Genomic DNA, 14,954 nt, shown 5'->3' with positions numbered 1-14,954 from the left:
AATAATGTTACTCCCCCCTTACGCCTCCCGCTTATGAAAGTGCTGTCGCTTTGCTCCTTGTTGATTGGTAGCAGCTTTTTGGGCGCCGCTACGCCTCCCGTCGAAACCGAGCCCGTAACGGTGGTGGTATCGTCGCTGGTGTCCAGCACCTCCACCGTAAAGCTGTATTTCTACAATACCCCCGAGGGGTTTCTGAAAAGCGGAAAGTGGGCGTTTTCCAAGGCAGTGAAGCCAGATGGCAAGCTGGAGTTTACGTTGCCAATTGAGCTGCCCAAAGGTGATTGGGCCGTGGCCATCACGCAGGACATCAACAACAACGACAAACTCGACAAGAACTTTATCGGCATCCCCACCGAGCCCTACGCATTTTCGAACAACGTTCACCCGACCGTGGCCGCGCCCAATTTCAACGAGTGCAAGTTCACGGTAGAAGGGCCGGGGAAAGTCGTGAGTATCGTGCTCAAGGATTAGGTGGTGCCTGCCCTAAGGGCCGCCCCGTAGCACGCCAAAAGTAGCCCATCATGCCGAGCGCAGCGAGGCATCTTGCCCGCGCCATCTGTCATGCAGAGTGCAGCGAAGCATCTTTACCACGATAGTAATTCTAATCGGCTGCCAATAATCGTCTGTCATGCTGACGAAGGAAGCATCTTATCACGTTTAGACGACTCGTTCTGCGGCGATAAGATGCTTCGCTGCGCTCTGCATGACAAGCGGCGCAAGCGAGCTAATTCACCGCGCGCTACATGACAGGAAAACCAACTCAGTCGCCCCGAAACGGGTGCAGCCCCCGGCCCAGACGCTCGACTAACTGCACGGCGCGGCGTACGCGGGTCTCGCGTTGCTTGGCCTCGTCTACCAGCCGGGCCATGGCGCGGCGGTGCGAGCCGCTATAGTTATTGAAGGCCGTTTCGGCCTCGGGCCAGGCGGCGAGGGCTTCGGCCAACTCGTCGGGCAGGTCTACGTGGTCGGGGTTCGGGTCTGTCTCAATGGCAACCACCAATTCCTGGCCCAACTCTATGCCCACAGCGCGGCACACGTCCTTGTTGAGCATGAGGTAGCGCCCGCCACCCTCCAGCGGCAATAGGCCCAGACGTAGCGCATGTCCTTGAACGGTGCAAATCACCCGCTTCGCGGTCTTGCCGCCCAACTGTTTCAGCACCTCGGCCGGCACCACGATGGTTTGCGTGGGCATGAAACTGGGGCCACCAGGCTCCAGCGAGGCCCGAAAAATAATAGGAGTACTCATGCTTATGACGTTCTGATGTGGCCATCGCCGCGCACCAGCCACTTGTAGCTGGTCAGCTCCTGCAGGCCCATGGGGCCGCGGGCGTGCAGTTTTTGCGTGCTGATGCCGATTTCAGCCCCCAGCCCAAACTGGGCGCCATCGGTGAAAGCCGTGGAGGCGTTGGCGTACACGGCGGCGGCATCCACAGTACGCAGAAACGTATCGATGTGCGCAGCATCTTCCGAAACTATGGCTTCGCTGTGGCGCGAGCCGTGTTGGGCAATGTGGTCCATGGCCTCATCGAGCGAGCCTACGGTCTTTACAGCCATTTTCAGCGACAAGAATTCCGTACCGTAATGCTCTTCCGAAGCAAGGCTGAGCAGGGACGCCGGGTAGTGGGCCGCCAGCGCGGCGAGGGCCGGCGCATCGGCAAACAGCTCAACCCCGGCCGTGGCGAGCGGGGCCAGCAGCTCGGGCAAGTCCGCGAGCCGGCTGGCGTGCAGGAGCAGGCAGTCGAGCGAGTTGCACACACTCACGCGGCGGGTTTTGGCGTTGTGGATGATGGCCTGGCCCTTGCTCAAGTCGCCGGTTTCGTCGAAATAGGTGTGCACGATGCCGGCTCCGGTTTCAATCACAGGCACCCGCGCATTTTCCCGCACGTAGTTGATGAGCTGCTGGCTGCCGCGCGGAATCAGCACATCGACGTAGCCAACCGCGGCCAGCAGGGCAGCCGTGGCTGCGCGGTCGGGCGGCAGGAGCGTGGCCACGGCGGCGGGCAGGCCGTGGCGCTCCAGCACGGGCCGGGCCACCTCCAGCAGGGCGGCGTTGGAAAAGGCTGCGTCGGAGCCGCCTTTGAGCAGGCAGGCGTTGCCGGTTTTCAGGCACAGCGCCAGGCTGTCGAAGGTCACGTTGGGCCGGGCTTCGTAGATGATGCTCACCACGCCGAGCGGCACGCGCACCTTGGTCAGGTGCAGGCCGTTGGGCCGGTCAGTTTCGGAGATAACCTGGCCCAGTGGCGTGGACAGGCCGGCCACGTTGCGCAAGTCATCGGCCATGCCGCGCAGGCGCTCGGCGGTGAGGCGCAGGCGGTCATGGCGCGGGTCGGTGGTGGGCATGCGGGCCAGGTCGCGGGCGTTTTCGGCCAGCAGAAACGGCGTTTGGGCTTCGGTGGCATCGGCCAGGTCGCGCAGCAGGGCGTCGGTAGCGGCCGGCGCGAAAGCCGCCAGCGCACGGCTGGCCTGGCGGGTGGCTTCAAAAATCGGGCGCAGCTCCACGGTCAGGCAAGGGTAGGGGTGAGAAACAAATAGTCGTAGTGCACTAGCGGCCGCTGGTGCTGCTGGCCTAGGCGCTCCAGCGCTTTGTCGGAACCATACTCGGCAATGCCCAGGCCCAGCAAGTGGCCTTTTTCGTCGGTGAGCCGGATGATGTCGCCCTTGCGAAAGGTGCCCTCGATGGCCAGCACGCCCACCGGCAGCAGGCTACTGGCTTTGCCCGCAGCTGTGAGGGCCGCCACGGCCCCGTCATTTACGCGCACGGCGGCTTTGGCCGAATCCTGGGAGTTGGCCAGCCACTTCTTCTTACCCGACGCCGTTTTGCTGGGCCGGAACCAGGTGTGCGCCGCCGTTTCGGCCAGCACGGCAGGCAGGATGTCGGCCGTTTTGCCGTTGGCAATGTGCACGCTGATACCCAACTTAGCCACCTTGTGCGCCATGTGGCACTTGGTGAGCATGCCGCCGCGACCGAACTGCGAGCGTTGGGCCGTCACGAAATTGGCAAAGCCGGTGGCCGTGGGCGCAATCTCGCGCAGGAGCTGGGACGTAGGCAGACGCGGGTCGCCGTCAAAAATCCCATCTACGTTGGTCAGAATTACCAAAGCGTCGGCGTCGAGCTGCGCAGCAATCAGCCCGGCCAGCTCGTCGTTGTCGGTGAACATCAGCTCGGTCACGGCGATGACGTCGTTCTCGTTCACAATCGGGATTACCTCGCGCTGCAGCAGCTCCTGGAAGCAGTTGCGCATGTTCAGGTAGTGCTGCCGGTCGCGGAAGTCCTCTTTGGTCACCAGCACCTGGGCGCACAGCAGGCCGTGCCGGCCAAACAGCTCGGCGTAGGTGCTCAGCAGCTTTACCTGGCCCACGGCGGCTAGCAGCTGGCGCCCGCGCACGGCATCGGTCTTGGCAGGCAGCGTAATCAGGCTGCGCCCGGCCGCCACTGCCCCCGAGGATACCATGATAACCTCCATTCCCTGCGCTTTCAGCCCGGCCACCTGAGCCACTAGCTGTTCCATACGGGCCAGGTCGGGCAGGCCATTGTCCTGGGTCAGGACGTTGGAACCGATTTTGACAACAAGGCGGCGGTAGGCAAGGGACATAGCCCAAAGATAGAGCCCTCCTGTTGGCGCCTCCTCTTGCATTCGCATTATGGTAGACGGAAAAACGTCAAGCAGCGCGCAGCGAAGCACCTCTGCCTCAACTAACCCAATCGCGTGTCATGCTGAGGCAGGAAGCATCTTATCCCCGCTGAACGATTCGTCCGAACGTGATAAGATGCTTCCTGCGTCAGCATGACACGCGATTATTGGTAAAGGCGAAATGCTGGTGTGAGCACTGAGCCATCTCCTGGAAGCTGGCTACACCGCTGCTGGTGTCAACGCCGACAGTTGCTTGTTGATAAAATCAATCTCCTCAAACGACAGCTGCAGGTCGATGGCCCGGGCGTTCTGCACGGCCTGCTCGGGGTTGCGGGCACCCACCAGCGCCACCGTGATGCCGGGCTGCGCCAGCGTCCAACGCAGCACAAGCTGGCCCAGGGTGGCGTTTTTAGTTTCGGCCAGCGGCCGGATTTTGTTGAGCATGGCATTCACGCGGGTCACGCTTTCGGGCGTGAACAGGCGGTGGCCCCGGCGCAGGTCGCCGTCGCCGAACTCCTGGTCGGGCTTCATCTTGCCGGTGAGTAGGCCCAATTGCAGCGGGCTGTAGACCAGTATGGCCTTGTTATGCTCAATGCAGTACGGCACCACGTCTTTCTCAATATCGCGACGTACCATGCTGTAAGGCACTTGGTTGGACACGATGTTCAAGGTTTTCTCGGCTTCCTGCATCTGGGCCACCGAGTAGTTGCTCACGCCGGCGGCGCGCACCTTGCCCTGCTCGATGAGGCGTGCCACGGCCTCCATGGTTTCGTCGATGGGGGTGGTCACGTCGGGCCAGTGCTGCTGGTAGAGGTCGATGTAGTCGGTGCCGAGGCGGCGCAGGCTGTCTTCGCACTCCTTGATGATGCTGTCGCGGCCCGCGTATTTGTACACGTCGAGGTCGTGGCCGTTGTTGTCCTTGGTTTTCATGGCGAAGTCGCCTCGGGCCAAGTCCCAGCGCATGCCGAATTTGGTGAGGATTTGGACCTTGTCGCGCGGCAAGCTTTTGATGGCTTCGCCCACGATTTGCTCGCTGAAGCCCATGCCATAGACCGGCGCCGTATCGATGCTGGTCACGCCCAGGTCGTAGCTGGCGTGGATGGCGCCCACGGCGTCGTTTTGCTCGGTGCCGCCCCACATCCAGCCGCCGGCCGCCCAGCTGCCAAACGTGATGCGGGAAACGGTGACGCCGGAGGTGCCCAATTCTTGATATTCCATGAGGGAAAGTGCTGTCGAGTGAAAAAACATGGCCGCTCCGGAAGGGGAGCAGACAGGGCAGCTAACTGCCGTTTCGGGCCGAATGTTGCGCCCCGCGGGCAGCCTCGGCTGTGGCCCGGCCCCAAGCTGTACGGCAGGCAGAAAAAAAATCTGACGCCCAAAGCCTAAGAAAAAAGCCTTCAACCCGAGAGTTGAGCTGTCGTAGGTTAATGAGTCACCCTATTAATTAACAGGTTATTGCTCCTGTAAAAATCGACAGCTTTCGCGAATTGCAGCTTGGCAATGTAGACGCCGTTTGCGACGCCAAAGCCCTGCTGAGTCGCCCGGTGAAATAGTCCAAGAATCGCCTTGGTGGTCGGCTGCAATTCGGAAGCTCTTTTTCATTCCCCACCCTTAAAGCTCTTTGCCATGAACCAATTGCGAACCATGCGCGACCTGCTCGTGCACGACATTCAGATGATGTACAGCGCCGAACAGCTGGGCCTCGAAGGCTTGGCTACCCTCGTCGAAAACACCAGCGAAGCCCGGCTGAAGGCAGCCTTCGAAAAGCACGGCGTCGAAACCCGGCGGCAGGTAGCCCGCCTGGAACAAATCATGGACCTGATGGAAATCAAGCCCAGCCGCGAGGTCTGTTCGGCCATGAAAGGCCTGCTCACCGATGCCGAGAAGCTGATGCGCAAAGAATCCACGCCCCAGGTGCTGGATGCCATGTTGCTGGCCGCCGCCCAAAAAATGGAGCACTACGAAATTGCCTGCTATGGCACTGCCGTGCGCATGACCGAAGACATGGGCATGACCCAGGCCGCCGAACTGCTGCGCCTGACGCTTGATGAGGAAAAGAGAACCGACGAAATCCTCAACGAGCTCGCCAAGCTCCGCGTCAACGTGAAAGCTGAGATGATGTAAGCGCAGAAATTGAGCTGATTAGGCTAGTGCAAGATTAGAGAACAAACTTTTTCAAGGGCTTAGATTGTTGTACCTACATCAATCCACTTGGATACCCTACTATGAAAGTTGAAATCTGGTCCGACATCGTCTGCCCCTTCTGCTACATCGGCAAGCGCCGCTTTGAGCAGGCCCTCGAAAAATTCCCGCACGCCGACAACGTAGAGGTGGTGTGGCGCAGCTTCGAACTCACCCCCGACTACCAGCCCATCCCCGGCCGCAACGTGTATGAGTCGTTGGCCGAAAAGAAAGGCATCCCCGTGGCTAAGGCTAAGGAGATGAGTGACTACATGGCCGACATGGCCAAGGAAGTTGGGCTGAAGTACGACTTTGATAACGCCGTGCCCACCAATACTTTCCTGGGTCACCAGCTCATCCACCTGGCGGCTAAACACGGCAAGCAGGGCGAAGCCAAAGAGCGCCTCATGGCCGGCTACTACCTCCAGGGCCAGGACCTGAACGACATCGACACGCTGGTGAAACTGGCCACGGAAATCGGCCTCGACGCCGAAGAAGCCCGCGTGGCCCTCATCAACGGCACCTATGCCGAAGAGGTCCGGCACGACGAGTACCAGGCCCAGCAAATCAACGTGCGCGGCGTACCCTTCTTCGTATTCGAAGACAAGTATGCTGTTTCAGGCGCCCAGCCCACCGAGCTTTTCAGCGAAGTGCTGGAAAAGGTGTGGGACGAATTCAAGCCCGCCAAACCGGTTCCGGTGATGGTAGCCGACGGCCCTGCCTGCGGGCCCGACGGTTGCGAGATTTAATCCGGCTGCATAAATGTAAAAAAGCCCTTCCATGGTTTGGAAGGGCTTTTTTATTTTATGCCCGCACCATGGGCATGTGCGGAATGCCGTCTTCCAGATATCCCTCGCCGCTCTGCACGAACCCGAAGCTCTGATAAAACCGCTCCAGATACTGCTGCGCGCCAATCTTGATGGGCTGCGGCCCGTACAGCACTTCGCAGTAGGCAATGGCTTGGCGCATAAGTTCCTGGCCTAGCCCGTGGCGGCGGTGGGCAGGCGACACGGCCACCCGCCCAATGGCCACTTCCTCGTAGCTCAGGCCGGCGTCGAAGAGGCGGGCATAAGCCGCTAGCTCATTGTTCTCGGTGTAGCCCAGCAGGTGGTAAGCTTGGTCGTCTTGCCGGTCGAGGTCTTGAAACGGGCAGTTTTGCTCCACTACAAATACTTCCACGCGGAGCCGCAGCAGTTCGTAGAGTTCGGTGAGGGTGAGTTCGTCGTAGGGTTTGATGGTCCAGCTGAGGGTCATAGGAGTGGTTATTTGGGCATGCGGGCTACGTCTTTCAGCGTGAGCACGCGGTAGGGAATGCCGAGCGTGGCCGCATTCTGCTCCACAGTGGTGCTGAAACCGGCTTTCTGGCGGCGGGCATTCACGCCAGCCGCATCCTTGATGGGCCACACAAACGGCGGCTGGCTTTCGCGTTGGCCGGTAGCGGGGTTGGTAGGACTATAGCCCATGGCCTGCGTGCCGTACAGCTGTTCCTTGCCCTCGCGCATCAGTTGGCGGTCGAGCATTTGGGCATACAGCCGGAAGGGCAGCTCGCCGCGCTGGGCCGCTTTTTTTACCAATGGTAAGTAGTGCTTGATGTCGTCGGAATGCTGGATGACGTACCAAGCGGCCTCGTTGGTTCGCTCGCCCACCAGCGACTTGCCGGGGTAGCCGTACTGCTTCAGAATGGCTCGCACGCGAATGATGTTGGCCGAATCGGTTTGCTGCATGCGCCGTCCGATGTACTGGCCCAGGCGTTCCTTGGCCACGCCTAGGGCCGCGGCCAGCGAGTCGGGTCGGCGGCTGATGCGCCGGTCAAACAGCATGCTGCGCCACTTCTGGTCGACAGCGTAAATGCTGTCCAGCTCGCGTTTAAGGGCCGGGTTAAAGCGCGTTTGGGCCGCGGCCGACCCTGCCGCGGAAAGCAGCAGCAACACCAGAACGAAGACTTTCATATGCGGCAGCTTCGGGAAAGGGGCCCGCTGTTGGGCCGGCCAAAAATAAGCCCGGCCCGCTGCGCGAGCAGCAGACCGGGCCAAACCGCGCAGCAGCGCGCTATCTCTTCACGCCGGGCGTGGCTTTGCTGTTTTTCGACATCGTCTCGCTGTTGCCGCTGCCCGTGGCGCCGCCTTGCCGGGCCGCCTTGGTGGTGGAGCTGGACCGCGAGGCGCGCGTGGGACCCGTAGCGGGCGCGGTGTTGATTTTCTTGCCGCTCCGCTGGCTGGCGGCCGTTGAATAGTTGGGCGTTACGGTAGTGGGACTGGCCGCGGGGCTAGCTGTGGTACGGTTGCCGGCCCGGTCGGCCGCCGAGTGCGAGCCTTCCCGGGAACGCGGCGTTTGGGCCGCTGCAGAAGCAATGCTGGTAGCCAAAAGTGCTAGAACAAGGAGCTTTTTCATAAAACGGATAGAGATTGAAATGCGAAAAGGATTACCGAATCTTACGGCATTCCAATTCCCAGTGTTGGTGGAAAAAGCTACTCTTCAGTTTACGCCGCCACCGCTTCTTCGCTGCCCAATTCGCTGAGCACGCGCTTGGCCTGCTGAATAGAGCGCACCTCCTCAAACGTCACAATCAGCTGCTCCTTTTTCTCCTTCAGGCTGGCCGTGCGCCCGTGCGTCTGCACGTAGTTGAGGATGGTGCCAAACTGCTCGCCTTGGAAGTAGGCTTTGTGGTCGTCATCAGCGGGCAGGAACCCTTTGAGCGTGTCGCGCTTGAGCGTGATTTTGGTGAAGCCCACCTGGCAGGCCTGCCAGCGCAGCCGCACAATGTCGGCCAGTTGCTCCACCTCGGGCGGCAGCGGGCCAAACCGGTCCACCATGCTGGTGAGCAGCTTTTGCAGGTCGGCGGGCTTCTGGGCCCGGTCGAGCTTGGCGTAGAGCTGCAGGCGCTCCGACACGTTACTCACGTACTTCTCCGGGATGAGAACCTGCTGGTCGGTCTCCACGTTGCATTCCTGAATGCGGCCGGCACCGGCGGCCTGTTGCAGCCGCTGGTTGGAGTCGCCCAGGAACAAATCGCGGAATTCGGTTTCCTTGAGCTCCTGCACTGCCTCGTCCAGAATCTGGTGGTAGGTTTCGTAGCCCAAGTCGTTGATGAAGCCCGACTGCTCGCCGCCTAGCAGGTTGCCAGCTCCGCGAATGTCGAGGTCGCGCATGGCCACATTAAAGCCCGCGCCCAGGTCCGAAAACTCTTCCAACGTGCTCAGGCGCTTGCGCGCATCGGCCGGCAGTTGAGCCACCGGCGGCGTGAGCAGGTAGCAGTAGGCCTTGCGGTTGGAGCGGCCAACACGGCCGCGCATCTGGTGCAGGTCGGAGAGGCCGGCCAGGTGGGCGCGGTTGATAATGATGGTGTTGGCGTTGGGGATGTCCAAGCCGCTTTCAATGATGTTGGTGCTCACCAGCACGTCGTATTCACCCTCCACGAACTTCATCATGCGCTTTTCGAGCATCTCGCCGTCCATCTGCCCGTGAGCGTAGGTGATTTTGGCATCAGGCACGAGGCGCAGGATGGTGTTGGCCATTTCCTCGATGTCCTTCACCCGGTTGTGCACAAAAAACACCTGTCCGCCGCGCTTCAACTCCCGCGAAACCGCGTCGCGAATCAGGATTTCATCGAATACGTGCAATTCCGTGCTCACTGGCTGCCGGTTGGGTGGCGGCGTGGCAATCACGCTCAAATCGCGGGCGCCCATCAGCGAGAAGTGCAGCGTGCGCGGAATGGGCGTGGCCGACAGCGTGAGCGTATCCACGTTCACCTTCAGCTCCTTGAGCTTGTCCTTGGTTTTCACGCCAAACTTCTGCTCTTCGTCGATAATGAGCAGGCCCAGGTCCTTGAACTTGATGTCTTTGTTGGTGAGCCGGTGCGTGCCGATGAGGATGTCGGTTTTGCCCTCGGCCACGCGCTGCAGGGTCTCCTTAATCTGCTTGGTCGACTTAAAGCGGTTGATGTATTCCACCGTCACGGGCAGTGTAGCCAGCCGGTCGCGGAAGGTCTTGTAGTGCTGCATGGCCAGAATGGTAGTGGGCACCAGTACGGCTGCCTGCTTGCCATCGGCCACGGCCTTGAACGCGGCTCGGATGGCAATTTCCGTCTTGCCAAAGCCCACGTCGCCGCAGATGAGCCGGTCCATGGGGTGGGGCTGCTGCATGTCCTGCTTCACGTCCTCGGTGGCCTTGGCCTGGTCGGGCGTGTCCTCGTAGATGAAGCTCGATTCCAGCTCGGCCTGCATGAAGCCATCGGGCGAAAACGCGAAGCCCGGCGCCGTCTTGCGCTTGGCGTACAGCCGAATCAGGTCGGCCGCAATGTCCTTGACCTTCTTCTTGACCGACTTCTTCTTGTTCTCCCACTCCGGCGAGCCCAGTTTGCTCATGGTAGGAGGGGAGCCCTCGGCACCGCTGTACTTGGCAATCTTGTGCAGCGAGTGAATGCTCACCGTCAGCAAGTCGTCGTCGCGGTACACCAGCCGAATGGCCTCCTGAATCTGCCCGTTGATTTCCACCTGCGTCAGGCCCGCGAAGCGCGCGATGCCGTAGTCTTGGTGGGTCACGTAGTCGCCGGGCTGCAGCGTCTTGAGTTCGCGCAGCGTCAGCGCTTTTTTCTTGGAGAACTTGCGCGTTTCCTGGGCCCGGTAGTAGCGCTCAAATAGCTGGTGGTCGGTATACACGGCCAGTTCCAACTGCTCATCAATAAAGCCTTCGCGCAGCGCCAGCAGCAAGTGCTGAAACTTGACGTTGTTGTCCAACTCGTCAAAAATCGTCCGCAGCCGGTCGGCCTGCCGTACGGTATCTGCAGTAATGATGGTGGTGAAGCCGCGGAGCTGGTTCTCCTTCAGGTTCTTCACCATCCGCTCAAACTCCTTGTTGAAACTGGGCTGCGGCTTGGCGCTGAACTGAAAGGTCTCGGCGTTTTTGAAGTGAAAGCGCTTGCCGAATTCCACCACGGCGAATTCATCCAGCAGCTTCTTGAAGTTCTTGCCCGATTCGAACAAATCAGACGGCTTGCTCACGATTTGCATGCCGCCGGCCTCGCTCAGCATCTGCTGGAAGTTGGCCTCGGCTTTCTCGTACAATTCCGTCACCACGTCCAGCGTCTGGCGCACGTCCTTCATCCAAATGCAGGCCGTGCGGGGCAGAAATTCAAAGAATGCCTCCCTGGTTTCCGTCAGCATCTTGGTCTGCACGTTGGGGATGATGCTGATGCTGGGCCGCGGCTCCACCGAGAGCTGCGTCTCGGGATTGAACGTGCGGATGCTCTCGATTTCATCGCCGAATAGCTCAAGTCGGAACGGCAGCTCATTGGCGTAGCTGAACACGTCCACGATGCCGCCGCGCACGGCGTATTGGCCGGCTTCGTACACAAAATCCGTCTTCTCGAAGTCGTACTCGCCCAGCAACTCGCCCAGGAAATTCACGTCCAGTTTGTCGCCCACCTTCGCGTTAAAGGTGTTTTTCACCAAGCTCTGCCGGTTGATAACCTTTTCCGTTAGCGCCTCCGGGTAGGTCACGATGAACACGCTGTTGCCCGTGGTGGCCGCGCGGGTCGTGTTGAGCCGGTTCAGGGCCTCGGCGCGCATCAGCACGTTGGCGTTTTCGGTCTCGTCGAACTGGTATGGGCGCTTGTAGGAGCTGGGAAACAGCAGGGCCTCGGGCCCCTCCGGCAGCAGGTGCTGCAAATCGGACAGGAAATAGGCCGCCTCGTCTTTGTCGTGCAGCACGAACACGTGCGGGTGCTGGGCGTGGGCCACGGCAGCGGCCACCACGGCATCCTGACTGCCCACGAGGCCGCGCAGGTGCAGACGTACGCTGCCGGGGTCGGGCTTGGCGGCCGCGCGCAGGCGAGAAGCCAGGGTTTGCAACTCGGGCGAGAGGCGGTAGAGGCGAAGAAAGTCAGCTACTTGCACAGGATGTCTTGACTGGCGCGGGATAAATACAGTAGCCCGGCCGGAGCAATTCCGGTCGGGCCTTGGGGTAAATACAGCAGAGCCGCAGCGAAGGTTTCCTGGCCGTAGTACTCACTGCCAGCAAAGCTAAGAATATGAGAATCCCGGACGCTAGTAGCTCCGCGTTGAGCTGGCTTTTGCCGCTGCGGTGAGCAGCGAAGGGCAGGCAGTAGCTTCGCGGCAGTATTTATAACCTCAGCTATTCTATGCGCGGCTCTTCTCATCTGGCCATTGGCCTTATTACCGGCGTGGCCATTGCGGGGCTGGTGCCCGGCATCCCGTTTTCCCTGCCGGGCATTGCCTTGGCCGGCTTTTCCAGCCTCGCCCCCGACCTCGACCACCCCGACAGCCGCCTGAGCAAGCGCCTGGGCTTTAGCCAGAATTATGTGCGCTGGGCTTTTGCGGCCGGGGCGCTGGCGCTGGCGGCCTATGCCTACCTGCGGCTGGTGCCGGGCGCCGAGCAGCGGCTGTACTACACGGCGGCGCTGGCGTTCGGGCTCATCGGCGTGGGCATGCAGGGCGGTTCGGCGCGCCGGCTGGCGCTGCTGTTTACCGGCCTGGGCACAGTGGTGGCGGGCCTGTATACCGAACAATTGTGGCTTAGTTTACTGGGAACGTTTGTGGCGCTGGCGCCCTTCACGTCGCACCGCTCCTGGACGCACACCATCTGGGCCACGGCCCTCTGGACCTACATCGGCTACCTGGCCGACCAGCACCTCGGCTGGCACGGAGTGGCGCTATTCGCGGGTAGCGGCTACCTCTCGCACATTGTAGCCGATACGCTCACTAAGGCCGGGGTTAGATGGTTTTTGCCTATATCCGAATACTCCTTTAAAATCCCCCTTATCAGCACCGGGTCGGCCACCGGCAACATGCTGGAAATTGCCATTTGCGCGGGCTACGCCATGCTGGTTTTGGGCCTGGTGGTGGGCCACATGGGTTTTTAACCGCGGGCCGCCGTCCCAGCCAGTTCGCGAGCGGCGCAGTAAGGGGCTCTCGGAGCGGCAAATACTGTTGCATAAGTCAGCCAATACCATTAGCTTCGCAGCAGATATGCCAGTTTATTAAGGCCGTGATTGTATTGGTTCGTGTTACTATCCATCGTTTTCAATCAACCCGGCCAGTAGGCATTCTATAAAGTCACTATTAAAGCAACCACTTTCGGGCCCGCCTCGCATTACCCGCGGCTACCGTTTTAGATAGACCTATACCGATTGTCAGGGACTTGCCAGGGGGCGCATTAGCCTCCGGACCGCCCGACGATTCTACCCAATCCACACTCTTTGTCCCACCTAAACACTTTTCTAACTTTACTAAAACCATTACCATGAACCAGATGAACAGCCCCTTAATTCGGGTTGGTGTCTTTTATGACGGCAACTATTTTCTAAAAATCAGCGATTATTATTATTTCCAGCACGAACGCAAGGCACGCATCAGCCTGGAAGGATTACATGAATATATCCGTCATCAAGTAGCCGAGGAAGAAGATGTCGACGTGCGCCTGGCGCAGATTACCGATGCTCACTTTTTCCGCGGCCGTCTTTCTGCTACCGAAGCCCGCGACAAGGACCGCCTGTTCCACGACCGCCTGCTCGACGACATTCTGATGAACCTGGGCGTGCAAACGCACTACATGGCCCTGAAAACCCGCGACGGCCGCCTGCAGGAAAAAGGCATCGACGTGTGGCTCTCCCTCGAAGCCCTCGAGCTGGCCCTGCACAAAACCCTGGACGTGGTGGTGCTCATCGCCGGCGACAGCGACTACGTGCCCCTCATCCGCAAGCTCAACACCGTGGGCACCCGCGTGATGCTGCTCAACTGGGATTTCAAGTACGAAGACTTCAAAGGCGAAACCCGCGTCACGCGCGCCTCGCAGCAGCTGCTCGAGCAGGTAACCTACCCGGTGGCCATGCACGACGTCATCGACCGCGGCCTGCAGGCCCAGGACGAAGTAGTGGAAGCCCTCTTCGTCAATCAGTCCGAACCCGCCGCTTTCGCGCCCAGCACGCCCTCGGCGCCCAAGCTGGTGCGGCCCGCTGGCCCCACCGCCGCCGGCCCCGTGGGTACTTTGGGCATGAGCACCATCAAGAACCTGAAAAACGGCTTTGGCTTTGTGGTGATGCCGCCCAACAACCTGTTCTTCAGCTACGCCGACCTTACCGAAGGTGACTTCAACGACCTGCGCGAAGGCGACTGGGTGGAGTTCACCGTGGGCCGCAACCACCGCGACGAAGACTGTGCCCGCAACGTGCGCAAAGTAGCTGCACCGCAGCTCAGCGACATGGAGGATGAATACGAGCCCGTACCCGTGCACGCCGCCACCGCCGAGCTGTAAGTACCGATACAAGCAAAATAACTGAATATAAAAAGCCCCGACTCTATTAGAGTCGGGGCTTTTTATATTCAGTGAGTAACCATAAGGCCGTCATGCAGAGCGCAGCGAAGCATCTTATCAGGTCAGCACGAAATGTTGAGGCGTGATAAGATGCTTCGCAGGCTCAGCATGACAGGCGCTGAAAAGAGAATTGGGATTAGTTGGGTGGTGAAGATGCTTCGCTCTGATATGACACCTTTTGTGGCTTAAGCTACCTAAGCGCCGTTACTATTGCATCTTCTGGTCTTGCTGCATCACCAGGTTCGCAAAGTCGCGTTTGTTGGCTGGGTAGCGGTTGAAGGTGCCCAGGCCGCGGGCTACGGCGACATCCTCCTTGCCGTCGGCCACGCGGTAAATCACGCAGCTGCTCACAATGAGCTTTTTGCCCGTGTGGTCCACCGTGCCTTTGGCTACCAATACATCGTGCAGGTGCACGGCGTGCAGGTAGTTCATCTTGAATTCGACCGTGGATACAAATTCGAGGCTGGTGAAGGCCAGCGAAAGGGCCGAGGCGCCGAGGGCAGCGTCCATCAGACCGGCGAGCACGCCGCCGTGGCAGGTATTGGGGGAGGAGAGGTGCTCCTCTTGGATGGTCATGCGGTACTCGGCCTGGCCGGGGGCGGACACGGCCAGGGCCATGCCGTTGGCGCGGCCGTAGTGGTTCATCTGGTTGTAAGCAGCCACCATGGTGGCTAGCTCGGGGGTAGGGCGGGCGGGCAGGTGGGTATCAGACACGGATTCGGAGCGAAACAGAAGGAAAGCGTTTGGGCTGGCAAGTTGAGTAAAAATTGACGTCATTTCCCGAACTTACGTCCGGCTGCGGCCGGGCAA

14 protein-coding genes are annotated in these 14,954 nt (G+C 60.2%); 5 read left to right on the top strand and 9 right to left on the bottom strand.

Annotated elements, in window-relative coordinates; translation table 11 throughout:
• The first annotated feature begins 33 nt into the window (after positions 1 to 33).
• Positions 34 to 471: a DUF2141 domain-containing protein gene (locus tag LJ738_RS09160; protein ID WP_227786030.1), complete on the top strand. Its 438-nt coding sequence runs from the start codon at positions 34 to 36 to the stop codon at positions 469 to 471.
• A gap of 289 nt (positions 472 to 760) precedes the next feature.
• Here LJ738_RS09160 and LJ738_RS09155 read toward each other — a convergent pair whose 3' ends face one another.
• The 4 genes from LJ738_RS09155 to LJ738_RS09140 form a co-directional block, all read right to left on the bottom strand.
• Positions 761 to 1,246: a YdeI/OmpD-associated family protein gene (locus LJ738_RS09155; protein ID WP_227786029.1), complete on the bottom strand. Its 486-nt coding sequence runs from the start codon at positions 1,244 to 1,246 to the stop codon at positions 761 to 763.
• 2 nt (positions 1,247 to 1,248) lie between these two features.
• Positions 1,249 to 2,499 carry a glutamate-5-semialdehyde dehydrogenase gene (locus LJ738_RS09150; protein ID WP_227786028.1) on the bottom strand — a complete coding sequence of 417 codons (1,251 nt, stop codon included), beginning with the start codon at positions 2,497 to 2,499 and terminating at the stop codon, positions 1,249 to 1,251.
• A gap of 2 nt (positions 2,500 to 2,501) precedes the next feature.
• On the bottom strand, positions 2,502 to 3,593 hold the full coding sequence (gene proB, locus LJ738_RS09145; RefSeq protein WP_227786027.1) for a glutamate 5-kinase: 1,092 nt from the start codon (positions 3,591 to 3,593) through the stop codon (positions 2,502 to 2,504).
• A gap of 258 nt (positions 3,594 to 3,851) precedes the next feature.
• Positions 3,852 to 4,850, bottom strand: a complete 999-nt coding sequence (locus LJ738_RS09140; protein WP_227786026.1) for an aldo/keto reductase — start codon at positions 4,848 to 4,850, stop codon at positions 3,852 to 3,854.
• A gap of 408 nt (positions 4,851 to 5,258) precedes the next feature.
• Between LJ738_RS09140 and LJ738_RS09135 the strand changes: the two genes are divergently transcribed.
• On the top strand, positions 5,259 to 5,756 hold the full coding sequence (locus tag LJ738_RS09135) for a YciE/YciF ferroxidase family protein (protein ID WP_227786025.1): 498 nt from the start codon (positions 5,259 to 5,261) through the stop codon (positions 5,754 to 5,756).
• Positions 5,757 to 5,857: 101 nt separating this feature from the next.
• Complete coding sequence (locus LJ738_RS09130; RefSeq protein WP_227786024.1) at positions 5,858 to 6,562, top strand: DsbA family oxidoreductase; 705 nt, start codon at positions 5,858 to 5,860, stop codon at positions 6,560 to 6,562.
• Between the two features lie 55 nt (positions 6,563 to 6,617).
• On the opposite strand, the gene LJ738_RS09125 is transcribed toward LJ738_RS09130, so the two are convergent.
• From LJ738_RS09125 to mfd, 4 genes are all read right to left on the bottom strand, one after another.
• Entirely contained in the window at positions 6,618 to 7,067 is a 450-nt protein-coding gene (locus LJ738_RS09125; protein ID WP_227786023.1) for a GNAT family N-acetyltransferase, read from the bottom strand.
• An 8-nt stretch (positions 7,068 to 7,075) separates the two neighbouring features.
• Complete coding sequence (locus tag LJ738_RS09120) at positions 7,076 to 7,762, bottom strand: DUF6624 domain-containing protein (protein WP_227786022.1); 687 nt, start codon at positions 7,760 to 7,762, stop codon at positions 7,076 to 7,078.
• 100 nt (positions 7,763 to 7,862) lie between these two features.
• On the bottom strand, positions 7,863 to 8,204 hold the full coding sequence (locus LJ738_RS09115) for a hypothetical protein (RefSeq protein ID WP_227786021.1): 342 nt from the start codon (positions 8,202 to 8,204) through the stop codon (positions 7,863 to 7,865).
• Between the two features lie 89 nt (positions 8,205 to 8,293).
• Positions 8,294 to 11,707: a transcription-repair coupling factor gene (mfd, locus tag LJ738_RS09110; protein WP_227786020.1), complete on the bottom strand. Its 3,414-nt coding sequence runs from the start codon at positions 11,705 to 11,707 to the stop codon at positions 8,294 to 8,296.
• A gap of 245 nt (positions 11,708 to 11,952) precedes the next feature.
• Here mfd and LJ738_RS09105 point away from each other — a divergent pair, with 245 nt between their 5' ends.
• Both LJ738_RS09105 and LJ738_RS09100 read left to right on the top strand, forming a co-directional pair.
• The gene (locus LJ738_RS09105) at positions 11,953 to 12,693 is read left to right on the top strand and encodes a metal-dependent hydrolase (RefSeq protein WP_227786019.1); all 741 of its coding nucleotides are present in this window, start codon (positions 11,953 to 11,955) and stop codon (positions 12,691 to 12,693) included.
• A gap of 389 nt (positions 12,694 to 13,082) precedes the next feature.
• On the top strand, positions 13,083 to 14,084 hold the full coding sequence (locus LJ738_RS09100) for an NYN domain-containing protein (protein WP_317206792.1): 1,002 nt from the start codon (positions 13,083 to 13,085) through the stop codon (positions 14,082 to 14,084).
• A 267-nt stretch (positions 14,085 to 14,351) separates the two neighbouring features.
• On the opposite strand, the gene LJ738_RS09095 is transcribed toward LJ738_RS09100, so the two are convergent.
• Entirely contained in the window at positions 14,352 to 14,858 is a 507-nt protein-coding gene (locus LJ738_RS09095) for a PaaI family thioesterase (protein ID WP_227786018.1), read from the bottom strand.
• Positions 14,859 to 14,954 lie beyond the last annotated feature (96 nt).

The organism is Hymenobacter plasmatis, from assembly GCF_020711255.1.
In the GTDB taxonomy this organism is placed as follows: Bacteria; Bacteroidota; Bacteroidia; order Cytophagales; family Hymenobacteraceae; genus Hymenobacter.
Note: the sequence above shows the minus strand (reverse complement) of the source record. Positions and strands in the feature narration are given on the sequence as shown.